The 16,683-nt window shown below is 65.3% G+C and carries 15 protein-coding genes; 12 read left to right on the top strand and 3 right to left on the bottom strand.

The window, feature by feature from the left end:
- Nucleotides 1-211 precede the first annotated feature (211 nt).
- The 8 genes from E3U47_RS04885 (at nt 212) to E3U47_RS04850 (ending at nt 9,917) form a co-directional block, all read left to right on the top strand.
- Nucleotides 212-1,465: a serine hydroxymethyltransferase gene (locus tag E3U47_RS04885; RefSeq protein WP_134689884.1), complete on the top strand. Its 1,254-nt coding sequence runs from the start codon at nt 212-214 to the stop codon at nt 1,463-1,465.
- A gap of 15 nt (nt 1,466-1,480) precedes the next feature.
- Nucleotides 1,481-2,731: a sarcosine oxidase subunit beta family protein gene (locus E3U47_RS04880; RefSeq protein WP_134689883.1), complete on the top strand. Its 1,251-nt coding sequence runs from the start codon at nt 1,481-1,483 to the stop codon at nt 2,729-2,731.
- A 16-nt stretch (nt 2,732-2,747) separates the two neighbouring features.
- Nucleotides 2,748-3,083, top strand: a complete 336-nt coding sequence (locus E3U47_RS04875; protein WP_134689882.1) for a sarcosine oxidase subunit delta — start codon at nt 2,748-2,750, stop codon at nt 3,081-3,083.
- The gene (locus E3U47_RS04870; RefSeq protein ID WP_134689881.1) at nt 3,080-6,097 is read left to right on the top strand and encodes a sarcosine oxidase subunit alpha; all 3,018 of its coding nucleotides are present in this window, start codon (nt 3,080-3,082) and stop codon (nt 6,095-6,097) included. Before E3U47_RS04875 ends, E3U47_RS04870 begins: the two co-directional genes overlap by 4 nt.
- A gap of 160 nt (nt 6,098-6,257) precedes the next feature.
- The gene (locus E3U47_RS04865; RefSeq protein WP_134689880.1) at nt 6,258-6,890 is read left to right on the top strand and encodes a sarcosine oxidase subunit gamma; all 633 of its coding nucleotides are present in this window, start codon (nt 6,258-6,260) and stop codon (nt 6,888-6,890) included.
- An 11-nt stretch (nt 6,891-6,901) separates the two neighbouring features.
- Nucleotides 6,902-7,759 (top strand): formyltetrahydrofolate deformylase, encoded by an 858-nt coding sequence (purU, locus tag E3U47_RS04860; protein ID WP_134689879.1) that lies wholly within the window; start codon nt 6,902-6,904, stop codon nt 7,757-7,759.
- A 257-nt stretch (nt 7,760-8,016) separates the two neighbouring features.
- A complete protein-coding gene (fdhA, locus tag E3U47_RS04855) occupies nt 8,017-9,216 on the top strand; it encodes a formaldehyde dehydrogenase, glutathione-independent (protein ID WP_134689878.1) in 1,200 nt (399 codons plus the stop codon).
- 128 nt (nt 9,217-9,344) lie between these two features.
- On the top strand, nt 9,345-9,917 hold the full coding sequence (locus E3U47_RS04850; protein WP_134689877.1) for a DUF2780 domain-containing protein: 573 nt from the start codon (nt 9,345-9,347) through the stop codon (nt 9,915-9,917).
- Nucleotides 9,918-9,953: 36 nt separating this feature from the next.
- Here E3U47_RS04850 and E3U47_RS04845 read toward each other — a convergent pair whose 3' ends face one another.
- Nucleotides 9,954-10,841, bottom strand: a complete 888-nt coding sequence (locus tag E3U47_RS04845) for an acyltransferase (protein WP_134689876.1) — start codon at nt 10,839-10,841, stop codon at nt 9,954-9,956.
- A 182-nt stretch (nt 10,842-11,023) separates the two neighbouring features.
- Between E3U47_RS04845 and E3U47_RS04840 the strand changes: the two genes are divergently transcribed.
- The 4 genes from E3U47_RS04840 (at nt 11,024) to creD (ending at nt 15,184) form a co-directional block, all read left to right on the top strand.
- Nucleotides 11,024-11,524: an ATP-dependent zinc protease gene (locus tag E3U47_RS04840; protein WP_134689875.1), complete on the top strand. Its 501-nt coding sequence runs from the start codon at nt 11,024-11,026 to the stop codon at nt 11,522-11,524.
- A 108-nt stretch (nt 11,525-11,632) separates the two neighbouring features.
- Nucleotides 11,633-12,313 carry a two-component system response regulator CreB gene (creB, locus tag E3U47_RS04835; protein ID WP_134689874.1) on the top strand — a complete coding sequence of 227 codons (681 nt, stop codon included), beginning with the start codon at nt 11,633-11,635 and terminating at the stop codon, nt 12,311-12,313.
- Nucleotides 12,313-13,746 (top strand): two-component system sensor histidine kinase CreC, encoded by a 1,434-nt coding sequence (gene creC, locus E3U47_RS04830; protein ID WP_134689873.1) that lies wholly within the window; start codon nt 12,313-12,315, stop codon nt 13,744-13,746. Before creB ends, creC begins: the two co-directional genes overlap by 1 nt.
- A 109-nt stretch (nt 13,747-13,855) precedes the next feature.
- Nucleotides 13,856-15,184, top strand: a complete 1,329-nt coding sequence (gene creD / locus E3U47_RS04825; RefSeq protein ID WP_134689872.1) for a cell envelope integrity protein CreD — start codon at nt 13,856-13,858, stop codon at nt 15,182-15,184.
- 170 nt (nt 15,185-15,354) lie between these two features.
- On the opposite strand, the gene E3U47_RS04820 is transcribed toward creD, so the two are convergent.
- Nucleotides 15,355-15,963 (bottom strand): glutathione S-transferase, encoded by a 609-nt coding sequence (locus E3U47_RS04820; RefSeq protein ID WP_134689871.1) that lies wholly within the window; start codon nt 15,961-15,963, stop codon nt 15,355-15,357.
- Nucleotides 15,964-15,966: 3 nt separating this feature from the next.
- On the bottom strand, nt 15,967-16,635 hold the full coding sequence (msrA, locus tag E3U47_RS04815) for a peptide-methionine (S)-S-oxide reductase MsrA (protein WP_134689870.1): 669 nt from the start codon (nt 16,633-16,635) through the stop codon (nt 15,967-15,969).
- Between the last annotated feature and the right edge of the window lie 48 nt (nt 16,636-16,683).

Below are 16,683 nucleotides of genomic sequence, written 5' to 3'. Positions count from 1 at the left end.
CGGTAGGAGCCAGCCTTGCTCTGGCAGTCAAAGCGGTTCGCCAGCAAGGCTGGCTCCTACAGGCCCGTGCGACGCGTGGAGGCGAATGTCGTAAACGCGCCATTGCAAGGCGCGCGCAGGCATCTGTACCGCCGTGCCCGGTCATACCATCGCTGCAAAGGGTGGGAAAACCCTCACCAGACAAGAAACGATCGCTGCCGGGAGATACACGATGTTCAGCAAGCAAGACCAGATCCAGGGTTACGACGACGCACTGCTGGCGGCGATGAATGCCGAAGAGCAACGCCAGGAAGATCATATCGAGCTGATCGCCTCGGAAAACTACACCAGCAAGCGCGTGATGCAGGCCCAGGGCAGCGGCCTGACCAACAAGTACGCCGAAGGCTACCCGGGCAAGCGCTACTACGGCGGCTGCGAGCATGTGGATAAAGTCGAGGCGCTGGCCATCGAGCGCGCCAAGCAGCTGTTCGGCGCCGACTACGCCAACGTCCAGCCGCACTCCGGCTCCTCCGCCAACGGCGCCGTGTACCTGGCCCTGCTGCAGGCCGGCGACACCATTCTGGGCATGAGCCTGGCCCACGGCGGCCACCTGACCCACGGCGCCAAGGTGTCGTCCTCGGGCAAGCTGTACAACGCCGTTCAATACGGGATCGACACCGCAACCGGCTTGATCGACTACGACGAAGTCGAGCGCCTGGCCGTGGAACACAAGCCGAAGATGATCGTCGCCGGCTTCTCGGCCTACTCCAAGACCCTGGATTTCCCGCGTTTCCGCCAGATCGCCGATAAAGTCGGCGCGCTGCTGTTCGTCGACATGGCTCACGTCGCCGGCCTGGTCGCCGCCGGCCTGTACCCCAACCCGATCCCATTCGCCGACGTGGTCACCACCACCACCCACAAGACCCTGCGCGGTCCACGTGGCGGCCTGATCCTGGCCAAGGCCAACGAAGAGATCGAGAAGAAGCTCAACGCCGCGGTGTTCCCCGGCGCCCAGGGCGGCCCGTTGATGCACGTGATCGCCGCCAAGGCGGTGTGCTTCAAGGAAGCGCTGGAGCCTGAGTTCAAGAGCTACCAGAAGCAAGTGATCGAAAACGCCCAGGCCATGGCCCAGGTGTTCATCGAGCGCGGCTACGACGTTGTGTCGGGCGGCACCGACAACCACCTGTTCCTGGTCAGCCTGATTCGCCAGGGCCTGACCGGCAAGGACGCCGACGCCGCCTTGGGCCGCGCCCATATCACCGTCAACAAGAACGCCGTGCCTAACGACCCGCAGTCGCCTTTCGTCACCTCGGGCCTGCGCATCGGCACCCCGGCCGTCACCACCCGTGGCTTCAAGGTCGCCCAGTGCGTGGCCCTGGCTGGCTGGATCTGCGATGTGCTGGACAACCTGGGCGACGCCGATGTCGAGGCCGATGTGGCCAAGAACGTCGCCGCGCTGTGCGCCGACTTCCCGGTCTACCGCTGAGTGGAGCAGAACACCATGCAACGTTATTCGGGCTTCGGCCTCTTCAAGCACTCCCTCAGCCACCACGAAAACTGGCAGCGCATGTGGCGCACGCCAACGCCGAAGAAGGTCTACGACGTGGTCATCGTCGGCGGTGGCGGCCATGGCCTGGCTACCGCCTACTACCTGGCCAAGGAGCACGGCATCACCAACGTCGCGGTGATCGAGAAGGGCTACCTGGGCGGTGGCAACACCGCCCGCAACACCACCATCGTGCGTTCCAACTACCTGTGGGACGAGTCGGCTCATCTGTACGAGCACGCCATGAAACTGTGGGAAGGCCTCTCGCAGGACATCAACTACAACGTGATGTTCTCCCAGCGCGGCGTCTACAACCTGTGCCACACCCTGCAGGACATCCGCGACTCCGAGCGCCGGGTCAACGCCAACCGCCTCAATGGCGTGGACGGCGAGCTGATTCGCACCGAGCAGGTGGCGGCCGAGATCCCGTACCTGGATTGCTCGAAGAACACCCGCTACCCGATCCTTGGCGCCACCGTGCAACGGCGTGGCGGCGTGGCCCGCCACGATGCCGTGGCCTGGGGCTTCGCCCGCGCCGCCGACGCCTTGGGCGTGGACCTGATCCAGCAGACCGAAGTGATCGGTTTCCGTAAAGAGAACGGCGCCGTGATCGGCGTGGAGACCAACAAGGGCTTCATCGGCGCCAAGCGCGTCGGCGTGGTCACTGCCGGCAACTCCGGACACATGGCCAAGCTGGCTGGCTTCCGCCTGCCGCTGGAGTCGCACCCCTTGCAAGCCTTGGTGTCGGAGCCGATCAAACCGATCATCGACAGCGTGATCATGTCCAACGCCGTGCACGGCTACATCAGCCAGTCCGACAAGGGCGACCTGGTGATCGGCGCCGGTATCGACGGCTGGGTCGGCTACGGCCAGCGCGGCTCCTACCCGATCATCGAACACACCTTGCAGGCGATCGTCGAGATGTTCCCGATCCTCTCCCGGGTGCGCATGAACCGCCAATGGGGCGGCATCGTCGACACCACCCCCGACGCCTGCCCGATCATCTCCAAGACCCCGGTGAAGAACATGTTCTTCAACTGCGGCTGGGGCACCGGCGGCTTCAAGGCCACCCCAGGCTCGGGCAACGTGTTCGCCGCGAGCCTGGCCAAGGGCGAGATGCACCCGCTGGCCGCGCCTTTCTCCATCGACCGTTTCTACAACGGTGCGCTGATCGACGAACACGGCGCCGCTGCCGTCGCCCACTGACCCGGAGACAACCGTCATGTTGCAAATCTTCTGTCCCCACTGCGGCGAGCTGCGCTCCGAGGAAGAATTCCACGCGTCCGGCCAGGCCCATATCGCCCGCCCGCTGGACCCGAACGCCTGCTCCGACGAGGAGTGGGGCACCTATATGTTCTTCCGCGACAACCCGCGCGGTATCCACCACGAGCTGTGGGACCACGTCGCCGGCTGCCGCCAGTACTTCAACGTCACCCGTGACACGGTGACCTACGAGGTGCTGGAAACCTACAAGATCGGCGAGAAGCCGCAGGTCACCGCCACCTCGAAACAGAGCAGCGCGCCAGCGACCGCCAAGGGCCAAGGGGAAAAAGTATGAGCCAGACCTATCGCCTCGCCAGCGGCGGCCGTATCGACCGCAGCAAGGTGCTGAACTTCACCTTCAACGGCAAGACCTACCAGGGCTATGCCGGCGACACCCTGGCCGCCGCGCTGCTGGCCAACGGCGTGGATATCGTCGGGCGCAGCTTCAAGTATTCGCGCCCGCGCGGGATCATCGCCGCCGGTACCGAAGAACCGAATGCGATCCTGCAGATCGGCGCCAGCGAAGCCACCCAGATCCCCAACGTGCGCGCCACCCAGCAGGCGCTGTACGCAGGCCTGGTAGCCACCAGCACCAACGGCTGGCCGAACGTCAACAACGACATGATGGGCATCATCGGCAAGGTCGGCGGCAGCATGATGCCGCCCGGGTTCTACTACAAGACCTTCATGTACCCCAAGTCGTTCTGGATGACCTACGAGAAGTACATCCGCAAGGCGGCGGGCCTGGGCCGTGCGCCGCTGCAGAATGACCCGGACAGCTACGACTACATGAACCAGCACTGCGACGTGCTGATCGTCGGCGCCGGCCCCGCCGGCCTGGCCGCCGCTCTGGCTGCCGCGCGTAGCGGTGCCAGGGTGATCCTGGCGGACGAGCAGGAAGAGTTCGGCGGCACCTTGCTCGACAGCCGCGAAACCCTCGACGGCAAACCGGCCGCCGATTGGGTCAATGCGGTTGTGGCCGAGCTGGAAAGCCTGCCGGAAGTTACCCTGCTGCCGCGCAGCACGGTCAATGGCTACCACGACCACAACTTCCTGACCATCCATGAACGGCTCACCGATCACCTCGGCGACCGCGCCCCGATCGGCCAGGTGCGTCAGCGCGTGCACCGCGTGCGCGCCAACCGCGTGGTGCTGGCGGCTGGCGCCCATGAGCGTCCGCTGGTGTACGGCAACAACGACCTGCCGGGCAACATGCTGGCCGGCGCCGTGTCCACTTACGTGCGCCGTTATGGCGTCGCCCCGGGCCGCAAGCTGGTGCTGTCGACCAACAACGACCATGCCTACCGCGCCGCGCTGGACTGGCACGACGCCGGCCTGCAGGTGGTCGCCATCGCCGATGCGCGCCACAACCCACGCGGTTCGCTGGTCGAGGAAGCCCGCGCCAAGGGCATCCGCATCCTCACCTCCAGCGCCGTGATCGAGGCCAAGGGCAGCAAGCACGTCACCGGCGCCCGCGTGGCCGCCATCGATGTGCAGGCGCACAAGGTCACCAGCCCTGGTGAAACCCTCGACTGCGACCTGATCGCCACCTCCGGCGGCTACAGCCCGGTGGTGCACCTGGCTTCGCACCTGGGCGGTCGCCCGGTGTGGCGTGAGGACATCCTTGGCTTCGTGCCCGGCGATGCCCCGCAGAAGCGCGTGTGCGTCGGTGGCGTGAATGGCGTCTATGCCCTGGGCGATGTGATCGCCGACGGCTTCGAAGGTGGCGTGCGCGCTGCCACCGAAGCCGGTTTCAAGGCCAGCATCGGCACCGTGCCGAAAACCTTGGCCCGCAAGGAAGAGGCCACCGTGGCGCTGTTCCAGGTGCCCCACGACAAAGGCACCGCCCGTGCGCCGAAGCAGTTCGTCGACCAGCAGAACGACGTCACCGCCGCCGCCATCGAGCTGGCCACCCGCGAAGGCTTCGAATCGGTCGAGCACGTCAAGCGCTACACCGCGCTGGGCTTCGGCACCGACCAGGGCAAGCTGGGCAACATCAACGGCCTGGCCATCGCCGCCCGTTCGCTGGGCATTGGCATCCCGGAAATGGGCACCACCATGTTCCGTCCCAACTACACGCCGGTGACCTTCGGCGCGGTAGCCGGCCGGCACTGCGGCCACCTGTTCGAGCCGGTGCGCTTCACCGCCCTGCATGCCTGGCACGTCAAGAACGGCGCCGAGTTCGAGGACGTCGGCCAATGGAAGCGCCCGTGGTACTTCCCCAAGCCCGGCGAAGACATCCACAGCGCCGTGGCCCGCGAATGCAAGGCCGTGCGTGACAGCGTCGGCCTGCTGGACGCCTCCACTCTGGGCAAGATCGATATCCAGGGCCCGGACGCCCGCGAGTTCCTCAACCGCATCTACAGCAACGCCTGGACCAAGCTCGACGTGGGCAAGGCCCGCTACGGCCTGATGTGCAAGGAAGACGGCATGGTCTTCGACGACGGCGTCACCGCCTGCGTCGGCGACAACCACTTCATCATGACCACCACCACCGGCGGCGCCGCCCGCGTGCTGCAATGGCTGGAGCTGTACCACCAGACCGAATGGCCGGAAATGAAGGTGTACTTCACCTCGGTCACCGACCACTGGGCGACCATGACCCTGTCCGGCCCCAACAGCCGCAAGCTGTTGGCTGAGATCAGCGATATCGACCTGGACAAGGACGGCTTCCCGTTCATGAGCTGGAAGGAAGGCATGGTCGGCGGCGTGCCGGCGCGAGTGTTCCGCATCTCGTTCACCGGCGAGCTGTCGTACGAGATCAACGTGCAGGCCAACTACGCCATGGGCGTGCTGGAGCAGATCGTCGAGGCGGGTAAAAAGTACAACCTGACCCCGTACGGCACCGAGACCATGCACGTGCTGCGCGCCGAGAAGGGCTTCATCATCGTCGGCCAGGACACCGACGGCTCGATGACCCCGGACGACCTCAACATGAGCTGGTGCGTGGGCCGCAACAAGGCCTTCTCGTGGATCGGCCTGCGCGGCATGAACCGCGAGGACACCACCCGCGAGAACCGCAAGCAGCTGGTGGGGTTGAAGCCAGTAGACCCGAACGTCTGGCTGCCGGAGGGGGCGCAGCTGGTATTCGACCCCAAGCAGCCGATCCCGATGGACATGGTTGGCCACGTCACCTCCAGCTATGCGGCCAACTCCCTGGGCTATTCGTTCGCCATGGGCGTGGTCAAGGGCGGCCTCAAGCGCATGGGCGAGCGGGTGTATTCGCCGCAGGCCGATGGCAGCGTGATCGAGGCCGAGATCGTGTCTTCGGTGTTCTTCGATCCGAAGGGTGAGCGGCAGAACGTTTGATTCCGGGCCCTGTGGGGGCTGGCCAGGCCCTTCGCCGGCAAGCCGGCTCCTACGGGTTCGACGCAGTTCTTGTAGGAGCCGGCTTGCCGGCGAACAGGGCCCTGGGCCTCACCACACCGCTGCGTCGTATCGACGAACAAGAATTCAAGGCAGGTAACAAATGAGCGCTATCAACGTCTTCCAGCAAAACCCCGGCGCCGACGCCAAGGCCCAGTCGCCACTGCACCACGCCGACCTGGCCAGCCTGGTCGGCAAGGGCCGCAAGAACGCAGGCGTGACCCTGCGCGAAAAGAAATTCCTCGGCCACCTGACCCTGCGTGGCGATGGCCATGATCCGGCCTTCGCTGGCGCCGTGCACAAGGCCCTGGGCCTGGAACTGCCGGTGGCCCTTACCGTGGTCGCCAACGGCGAGATGTCGCTGCAGTGGATGGGCCCGGACGAGTACCTGCTGATCGTCCCCGGCGGCCAGGAGTTCGCCGTCGAGCAGAAGCTGCGCGACGCCCTCGACGGCCAGCATGTCCAGGTGGTCAACGTCAGCGGCGGGCAGACCCTGCTCGAGCTGCGCGGCCCGAACGTGCGCGATGTTCTGATGAAATCCACCAGCTATGATGTGCATCCGAACAACTTCCCGGTCGGCAAGGCCGTCGGCACCGTGTTCGCCAAGTCGCAACTGGTGATCCGCCGCACCGCCGAGGACACCTGGGAGCTGGTGATCCGCCGCAGCTTCTCCGACTACTGGTGGCTGTGGCTGCAGGACGCGTCGGCCGAGTACGGCCTGGCCATCGAAGCCTAAGGAGCAGCACCATGAGTCGGGCACCGGACACCTGGATTCTCACCGCCGACTGCCCGAGCATGCTCGGCACGGTCGATGTGGTGACGCGTCATCTCTACGAGCAGCGCTGCTACGTCACCGAGCACCATTCCTTCGACGACCGGCTGTCGGGGCGGTTCTTCATTCGCGTGGAGTTCCGCGCCCCGGACGCTTTCGACGAAGACGGTTTTCGCGCAGGCCTGGCTGAGCGCAGCGAAGCCTTCGGCATGGCCTTCGAGCTGACCGCGCCCAACCACCGCCCCAAGGTGGTGATCATGGTGTCCAAGGCCGACCATTGCCTGAACGACCTGCTGTACCGCCAGCGCATCGGCCAGCTGGCCATGGACGTGGTCGCGGTGGTGTCCAACCACCCCGACCTCGAACCCCTGGCGCATTGGCACAAGATTCCCTACTACCACTTCGCCCTCGATCCCAACGACAAGCCGGCGCAGGAGCGCAAGGTGCTGCAGGTGATCGAGCAGAGTGGTGCCGAGCTGGTCATTCTTGCCCGCTACATGCAGGTGCTGTCGCCGGAGCTGTGCCGGCGCCTGGATGGCTGGGCGATCAACATCCATCACTCGTTGCTGCCGGGGTTCAAGGGGGCCAAGCCGTATCACCAGGCCTACAACAAGGGCGTGAAGATGGTTGGCGCCACGGCGCACTACATCAACAACGACCTGGACGAAGGGCCGATCATCGCCCAGGGGGTCGAGGTGGTGGACCATGGCCACTACCCCGAGGACCTGATTGCCAAGGGGCGGGATATCGAGTGCCTGACCTTGGCGCGGGCGGTGGGGTATCACATCGAGCGGCGGGTGTTCCTCAATGCCAATCGCACCGTGGTGCTCTGATTTGCCACGATTCCTGTAGGAGCCAGCCTTGCTGGCGAACCGCCGCGCCACGCAGTTGCTGCTATTCGCCAGCAAGGCTGGCTCCTACAGGGTAGGCGGTGCTTCGGCGTTATCAGACATCCCCCTGTCGCATCCAGTCACCGCCCCACCACCTATCCAGCCCACAATCCCCCTCATTCCAGTAACACAGGCCGCCCACGGAAACGGCGGCGCTTTCCACCACCGCTGCATAAATACAAATCAAGCGAGGTAAGAGCATGTCTGGTAACCGTGGAGTGGTGTATCTCGGCGCGGGCAAGGTCGAGGTGCAGAAGATCGACTACCCCAAGATGCAGGACCCGCGCGGCAAGAAGATCGAGCACGGTGTCATCCTCAAGGTGGTCTCCACCAACATCTGCGGCTCTGACCAGCACATGGTCCGCGGCCGCACCACCGCCCAGGTCGGCCTGGTGCTAGGCCACGAAATCACCGGTGAAATCGTCGAGATGGGGCGTGACGTCGAGCGCCTGAAAATCGGTGACCTGGTCTCGGTACCCTTCAACGTCGCCTGTGGCCGCTGCCGTTCGTGCAAGGAGATGCACACGGGTGTCTGCCTCACCGTCAACCCGGCCCGCGCCGGTGGCGCCTATGGCTATGTCGACATGGGCGACTGGACGGGTGGCCAGGCCGAGTACGTGCTGGTTCCCTATGCCGACTTCAACCTGCTGAAACTGCCCGACCGCGACAAGGCGATGGCCAAGATTCGCGACCTGACCTGCCTGTCGGACATCTTGCCCACCGGCTACCACGGTGCTGTCACCGCCGGTGTTGGCCCAGGCAGCACCGTGTATGTCGCCGGTGCCGGCCCGGTCGGCCTGGCCGCCGCCGCGTCCGCCCGCTTGCTGGGCGCCGCCTGCGTGATCGTCGGCGACCTCAATCCGGCCCGCCTGGCCCACGCCAAGGCCCAGGGCTTCGAAGTGGTCGACCTGTCCAAGGACACGCCGCTGCACGAGCAGATCGTCGACATCCTCGGCGAGCCGGAAGTCGACTGCGCTGTTGACGCGGTCGGCTTCGAGGCTCGTGGCCATGGCCATGAAGGCGCCAAGCACGAGGCCCCGGCCACCGTGCTCAACTCGCTGATGCAGGTGACTCGTGTCGCCGGCAAGATCGGTATCCCGGGCCTTTACGTGACCGAGGACCCGGGCGCGGTGGATGCCGCGGCCAAGATCGGCGCGCTGAGCATCCGCTTCGGCCTGGGTTGGGCCAAGTCGCACAGCTTCCACACCGGCCAGACCCCGACCATGAAGTACAACCGTCAGCTGATGCAGGCGATCATGTGGGACCGCATCAACATCGCCGAAGTGGTGGGGGTGCAGGTGATCAGCCTCGACCAGGCGCCGGAAGGCTATGGTGAGTTCGATGCCGGCGTGCCGAAGAAATTCGTCATCGACCCGCACAGGACCTTCAGCGCCGCGTAAGCGCGTTCCGGCAAGCCGCTTCCTGGCGGGGGCGGCTTGCCGAGCGATGGCCGGCCCGGAACAAAGCTTCGGCGTGCCAGTCATATGCCTCGTTTCCCGGCCATTCCGGCCGACCGAGGTCCCTCCCGATGAAAGCACTCACCCTGGCAACCCTGATGACCCTGGCCGCAAGCCCGGTGTTCGCCTTCAACTTAAGCGACGTCGCCAATGCCGTGTCCGCCGCGCAAAGCCCGCAGCAGAATGGCCAGGTCCAGGCGCCCGCCGCCCAGGCCAACCTGCTCAACACCTTGGGCAGCGAATTGAAGATCACCCCCGAGCAGGCCGTTGGCGGTGCCGGGGCGATGCTGGGGCTGGCACGCAACAACCTGAGCAGCGATGACTATGGCCAGCTGACCAAGGCGGTGCCGGGCCTGGACCTGCTGTCCGGTGCCAATGGATTGGGCGGCCTGAGTGGCCTGGGGCAGTTGCTGGGCAACGACAAGACTGCCCCTGCCTTGAGCAACGCCCTGGGCAACCAGGTGGAGAACCGCGGCGACCTGGACAATGCGTTCAAGGCGCTGGGCATGGATACCGGCATGATCGGCCAGTTCGCGCCGCTGATCCTGCAGTACCTGGGGCAGCAGGGGATTGCCGGGTCGTTGCTGCAGAATCTGGGAAACTTGTGGAACACCCCTGCGCCGTTGAGCCAGCCATCGGTCTGAGTGCCTGACGCGGACATTGTAGGACCGCGTGTGGCTTCAGCGTATCTCGGCGCGTAGCTCCTCGATACGCTGGTCCTTGTCCAGCCACAGCTGGTTGACCCACGCCTGCACGGTCTGGCGGAACGCGGGGTCGTTCTCGTAATCGCCCGCGCACAGCGCCGGGTCCAGTTCGCGTACGCGGATATCGATGATCACCCGGCTGATGCTGCCGTTGAGTAGCGCCCAGAACCCCGGCGCCTGGTCACCGGGATAGACGATGGTCACGTCCAGCAGCGCGTCCAGTTGCTCGCCCAGCGCCGCCAAGACGAAGGCCACGCCGCCGGCCTTGGGCTTGAGCAGGTGGCGGTAGGGCGATTGCTGCTGCGCGCGCTTGGCCTCGGTGAAACGGGTGCCTTCGAGGTAGTTGACCACGGTCACCGGCTGGCGCTTGAACAGCTCGCAGGCGGCCTTGGTGATTTCCAGGTCGGTGCCCTTGAGCTCGGGGTGCTTGTCGAGGAAGGCCTTGCTGTAGCGCTTCATGAACGGGTAGTCCAGCGCCCACCAGGCCAGGCCCAGCAGCGGTACCCAGATCAGTTCCTTCTTGAGGAAGAACTTGAAGAATGGCACCCGGCGGTTGAGGCTTTCGATCAGCGCGGGGATGTCGACCCAGGTTTGATGGTTGCTGACGCACAGGTAGGAGGTGTCCTGGCGCAGTTTGTCGACGCCGCGGATGTCCCACTGGGTAGGGATGCACAGGGCGAAGATGGCCTTGTCGATTTCCGACCAGGTTTCGGCGATCCACATCACCGCCGCCGAGGCGTAGTCGCGGCCCCGACCGGGCAAGACCAGCTTGAGCAGGGCGAAGACCAGCAGCGGGCCGATCAGCACCAGGGTGTTGAGCAGCAGCAGGGAGAGGGTGAGGATGCCGGTCAGCAGGCGACGCATAAGGGAACTCTTGTTGTGTGAGGTAAACGGTTGGCAATGATAAGCAGGGCAGCGGCCTACGCCAAACGTCGTACGTCCATTAACTGGGACAAATGTTTCACATTGTGTTGTTTACCCTGTGGCAACGAACCTATCCTGCCTGCGTAGTCTAAGCACTGTCCCAACTCAAGGAAGCCTTGCCCGTGAAATCCCTGCTTGCCCTGTTGTCCCTTGTGGCGCTGCCGGTCATGGCCGCCGAACCGACGATCTACGGACGCTACGAGAACATCAAGCTGCCGGAAATCGGCCAGACCCTCAAAGCCAAGATGGACACCGGTGCCTGGACCGCCTCGTTGTCGGCCAAGGACATCGAGATGTTCAGCCGCGACGGCAACGAGTGGGTGCGCTTTCGCCTGGCCACCGAAGGCGCCAGCGACAAGGTCTACGAGCATGAAGTGTCGCGCATCAGCAAGATCAAGAACCGCGCCGATGAAGAAGACGAGGAAGAGGCGCCAGCGCTCTCTCACCGCCCGGTGATCGACCTGGAAATGTGCCTGGGCGATGTGAAGCGCACCGTGGAGGTCAACCTGGTCGACCGCAGCAACTTCCGCTACCCGCTGCTGATCGGCTCCAAGGCCCTGCGCAAGTTCAAGGCGGCGGTGGATCCGCGCGCGAAATTCACGGCGGGCAACCCGGGCTGCTGATCCAGCAGCCGCAAGCATTGAGCGACAAGCTGCAAGAAACGGCGGATCGGTGTAAGTTGCCGCGATCCGCTTTCACTTGAAGCTTGCAGCTCGAGGCTTGCCGCTCAGATGCCCCATATCCTCATTGTCGAAGACGAATCCGCCATCGCCGACACCCTGATCTTTGCCCTGCAGGCCGATGGCCACAGCACTGAGTGGGTGAGCCTGGGCAGCGCCGCCGTCGAGCAGCAGCGCCTGCGTCCGGCCGACCTGGTGATCCTCGACATCGGCCTGCCCGATATCAGCGGCTTCGAAACCTGTCGCCAGCTGCGCCGCTTCAGCGAGGTGCCGGTGATGTTCCTCAGTGCCCGCGATGCCGAGATCGATCGGGTGCTGGGCCTGGAAATCGGCGCCGACGATTACGTGGTCAAGCCGTTCAGCCCCCGTGAGGTGGCCGCGCGGGTGCGGGCGATCCTCAAGCGCATGGCACCCCGGCCAGAGCCGGTCGAGCAGGCATCGCCGTTTCAGCTCGACACGCTGGCCATGCGCATCGTCTATCGCAACCAGCCGCTGGCCCTGACCCGTCACGAGTTTCGCCTGCTGCAAAGCCTGCTCGAACAGCCGCGGCGGGTATTGAGCCGCGAACAGTTGCTCGACCGCCTGGGCGTGGCCTCGGACGCCGGCTACGAGCGCACCATCGACAGCCATATCAAGGGCCTGCGCGCCAAACTGCGCCAGGTGGTACCCGACGCCGAGCCGATCCAGACCCATCGCGGCCTGGGCTACAGCTACAGCCCGGAACACGCCTGATGCGCCTGGGCATTCGGATTTTCCTGGTGTACTTCCTGTTCGTCGGGCTGGCCGGCTATTTCCTGCTCAACACCGTGCGCGAGCAGATTCGCCCGGTGGTGCGCCAGTCGTCCGAGGAGACCCTGGTGGACACCGCCAACCTGCTGGCGGAGATTCTGCGCGACGACGTCAAGCGCGGCACCCTGGACCAGAGCCGGCTGGCCCAGGTGCTTAAGGCCTATGGCGAACGGCGCCCCAGCGCGCAGATCTGGGGGCTGGCGAAGAACCAGGTCAGTCACCGTATCTACGTGACCGACGCCAATGGCATCGTGCTGCTCGACTCCACCGGACAGGACCTGGGCAAGGACTATTCGCGCTGGAACGATGTCTACCTGACCCTGCGTGGCCAGTACGGCGCGCGCTCGACCCGCAGTGACCCGGACGACGAGAGCACCTCGGTGATGCATGTGGCGGCGCCGATCCTCGATGAGGGCCGGGTCATCGGCGTGGTCACCGTGGCCAAGCCCAACAGCTCGCTGCAACCCTACATCGACCGCTCCGAACAGCGCCTGTTGAGTCTGGGCCTGGGCCTGATCGTGCTCGGCTTGCTGGTCGGCGCGGCACTGTCATGGTGGCTGGCCCGCTCGCTGCGGCGGCTCACCCACTACGCCCAGGCGGTCAGCGCGGGCGAGCGCGCCGCCTTGCCGCACTACAAGGGCGGCGAGCTGCTGCAACTGGCCACGGCGGTGGAGCGCATGCGCACGCAGCTGGAGGGCAAGGCCTATGTCGAGCGCTACGTGCACACCCTCACCCATGAGCTGAAAAGCCCGCTGGCGGCGATACGCGGCGCTTCCGAGCTGTTGCAGGGCGAGATGGCGGATGCGCAGCGGGCGCGTTTCGCCGGCAATATCGAGCGCGAAAGCGAGCGCTTGCAGCAGATGATCGAGCGCCTGCTCAACCTGGCCCGGGTCGAACAGATGCAGGCGTTGGAGGACGAACAGCAGGTGCCGCTGGCGGGGCTGGTGGAGGAGCTGCTGCTGGCCCAGGGCGCGCGTATCGAGGCGGCAGGGGTAGGGGTGCGCCAGGACATACCGGCCAGCGCCAGGCTGCTCTGCGACCCGTTCCTGATGCGCCAGGCCCTGGCCAACCTGCTGGACAACGCGCTGGACTTCACCCCAGCGCAAGGCATGTTGGCCTTTGCGCTGGAGGTCGCAGGCGAGCGGGTGGCGCTGAGCTTGGTCAACCAGGGGCCGGCCATTCCCGACTATGCGCTGGAACGGGTGAGCGAGCGATTCTATTCGCTGCCAAGGCCCGCCACCGGGCGCAAGAGCACTGGGTTGGGGCTGAACTTCGTGGCCGAGGTGATGCAGTTGCATGGTGGGGCATTGGCCGTGGACAACGTCGAGGATGGGGTACGGGTGCGGCTCTGGCTGCCGGCGCGACGGTTCAACTGAAGTACCGAGGCCGCTTTGCGGCCCATTCTCCACACAATCTCCACATTCGCTCCCTGAAGGCTCCATGTAGCAGGCAGACACTGCCGCCATCGCAAACGGAGCCCTACCCATGAACAAGACCCTCGGTTTCAAGCTCGGCCTGATTGCCGTGCTGATCCTGCTGTTGCTGATCCCCCTGCTGATGATCGGCGGCCTGATCGATGAGCGCCAGGCGCTGCGCGACGGCGTGTTGCGCGACATCGCCCAGAGCTCCAGCTTCGACCAGCAGATCACCGGTCCCTTGCTGGTGGTGCCGTACCGCAAGTACGAGCGGCGCTGGATCGACAAGGACGGCCAGAGCGTGCAGGAAACCAGCACGGTCACGGGCAATCTGTACTTCCTGCCAGAAACCTTCGAGGCCGATGTCGGCGTTGACACCGAACTGCGCGCCCGCGGCATCTACCAGGCGCGGCTGTTCCACGCCAAGAGCCGTATCAGCGGGCGCTTCAAGCTGCCGGAGCGCTGGGGTATCGACAAGGACTACCAGGACTACCGCTTCGACAAGCCGTACCTGGCGGTCGGGATCAGTGATATCCGCGGTATCGAGAACGGTCTGGAGCTGACCTTCGACGACCAGAGTCTGGCGTTCGAGGCGGGCACTGGCCTGGACTGGCTGCGTGGCGGCGTGCATGTCGGCCTGCCCCAGCTCGATGGCCAACAGGCCCGCGAGTTCGCCTACGGCTTCGACCTGGCCTTGCAGGGCACCGGCCAGTTGCATGTGCTGCCGGTGGGCCGCAGCAGCAGTGTGGACATGCGCGCCAACTGGCCGCACCCAAGCTTTATCGGTAGCTACCTGCCCAGCCGCCGGGCCATCGATGACCAGGGCTTCAGCGCCCACTGGCAGACCTCGTTCTTCGCCACCAACCTGGAAGATGCCCTGCGCCAGTGCGTCGGCGCCCAGCAGTGCGCGGACTTCACCGGCCCGACCTTTGGCGTGAGCTTCGTCGATCCGGTGGACCAGTACCTCAAGAGCGAACGGGCGATCAAGTATGCGTTGCTGTTCATCGCCCTGACCTTTGCCGGCTTCTTCCTCTTCGAGGTGTTGAAGCACCTGAGCGTGCATCCGGTGCAGTACATCCTGGTGGGCGTGGCGCTGGCGTTTTTCTACCTGCTGTTGCTGTCGCTGTCCGAGCACCTGGGCTTCGCCCTGGCCTATGGCTTGTCGGCCTCGGCCTGTGTGCTGCTGATCGGCTTCTACCTGGCGCATGTGCTGCGCAGCCTGGGCCGTGGAGTCGGCTTCGCGGCGGGGCTGGCGGCGTTGTACGCGATGCTTTATGGGCTGCTGAGCGCCGAGGACTACGCGCTGCTGATGGGCTCGCTGCTGTGCTTCGGCTTGCTTGGGGTGTTCATGGTATTGACCCGGCGGCTGGACTGGTCGCGGGTGGGGAGGGCGGCATGAGGGAGGATAGGGAGCTTGGGCGCTGGTTGGCGGTTCGCATCAGTACGCTATTTGCCGGCACGCCGGCGGTAGAAGCCAGCCTTGCTGGCGAACACCGGCGCCGCCGGTGCCATCCACCGCGTTGCCTGCTTCGCCAGCAAGGCTGGCTCCTACCCGGTTAGCGAGGCCCTTCAGGGAGCGCTGGCCAGCATCGACGGCCGCTGGCTGACCTGGGCGAACCAGGTGGCCAGCCCTGGGTACAGCGATCGCCAGTCGAACGCTGGCTGGCGCAGATCCAGGTAACCCAGGGCGCAGGCCACGCCGATGGAGGCGATATCGAACCCGGAGATGATCTCTGCCAGGTGCTCCTGTTCCAGATTCGCCAGCCCGCGGCGAATCTTCTCGCCCTGGGCCTCGACCCAGCCGTCCCATTGTTTGTCCGCCGGGCGCAGGAAGGTCTCGTAGCGCGTGGCCACCGCGGCATCCATGATCGCGTCGGCCTGGGACGCCAGGGTCAGGCGCCGCCAGCGCATCGAGCCCTCGCGGGGCACTAGCGGCAGGCCGACATGCTGGGTGTCGAGATACTCGCAGATCACCCGGCTGTCATGCAGCACGCTGCCATCGTCCAGGCGCAGGGCCGGGATCTTGCCGATCGGGTTGCCCTGGTTGAGCTGCGCGTCACCATTCACCGGGCTGATGTTCACGCCCTGCAGGCTGACGCGCTCCAATTGGCCGGTCTCGTGCAGCACGATCATGACCTTGCGCACGAACGGCGACAGCGGTGAATGGAACAGGATCATGGCTCAGTTACCTTGCAGGCTGGGCGGCAGGCACACGCCAGTGCCACCGATGCCGCAGTAGCCGTCCGGGTTCTTGGCCAGGTACTGCTGGTGGTAGGCCTCGGCGAAGTACACGGTCGGCGCCTGGGCGATCTCGGTGGTGATCGCGCCGAAGCCGGCCTTGCTCAGCTCGGCCTGGAAGGCGGCCTGGCTGGCCTGGGCTTGCTCGAGTTGCTGCGGCGAGGTGCAATAGATCGCCGAGCGATACTGGGTGCCGACGTCATTGCCCTGGCGCATGCCCTGGGTCGGGTTGTGCAGCTCCCAGAACATCGCCAGCAGTTCGCGGTAACTGACCTTGTTCTTGTCGAACACCACCAGCACCACCTCGGTGTGGCCGGTCAGGCCCGAACAGACTTCCTCGTAGGTGGGGTTGGGGGTGAAGCCGCCGGCGTAGCCGACCACGGTGCTGACCACGCCTTCGCGCTGCCAGAAGCGCCGTTCGGCGCCCCAGAAGCAACCCAGGCCGAAGATGGCGAAGTCGATGTCGCCTTCGAAGAACGGGCCAAGCAGCGGGGTGCCTTCGAACACGTAGTGGAACTCGGGCAGGGTCATCGGGGTTTCGCGGCCAGGCAGGGCCTGTTCCGCGGTGGGCAGGACGTTTTTGTTCACCAGGATTTGCGAACGCAGGACCATGGCCGTTCCTCTGAGTTTTCCAGTTGGATAGGGGGTGGGCCATTCGCC

The sequence above is a fragment of the Pseudomonas sp. RIT623 genome (assembly GCF_004519305.1).
GTDB lineage: Bacteria > Pseudomonadota > Gammaproteobacteria > Pseudomonadales > Pseudomonadaceae > Aquipseudomonas.
This window is presented reverse-complemented; position numbering and strand designations above follow the sequence as displayed.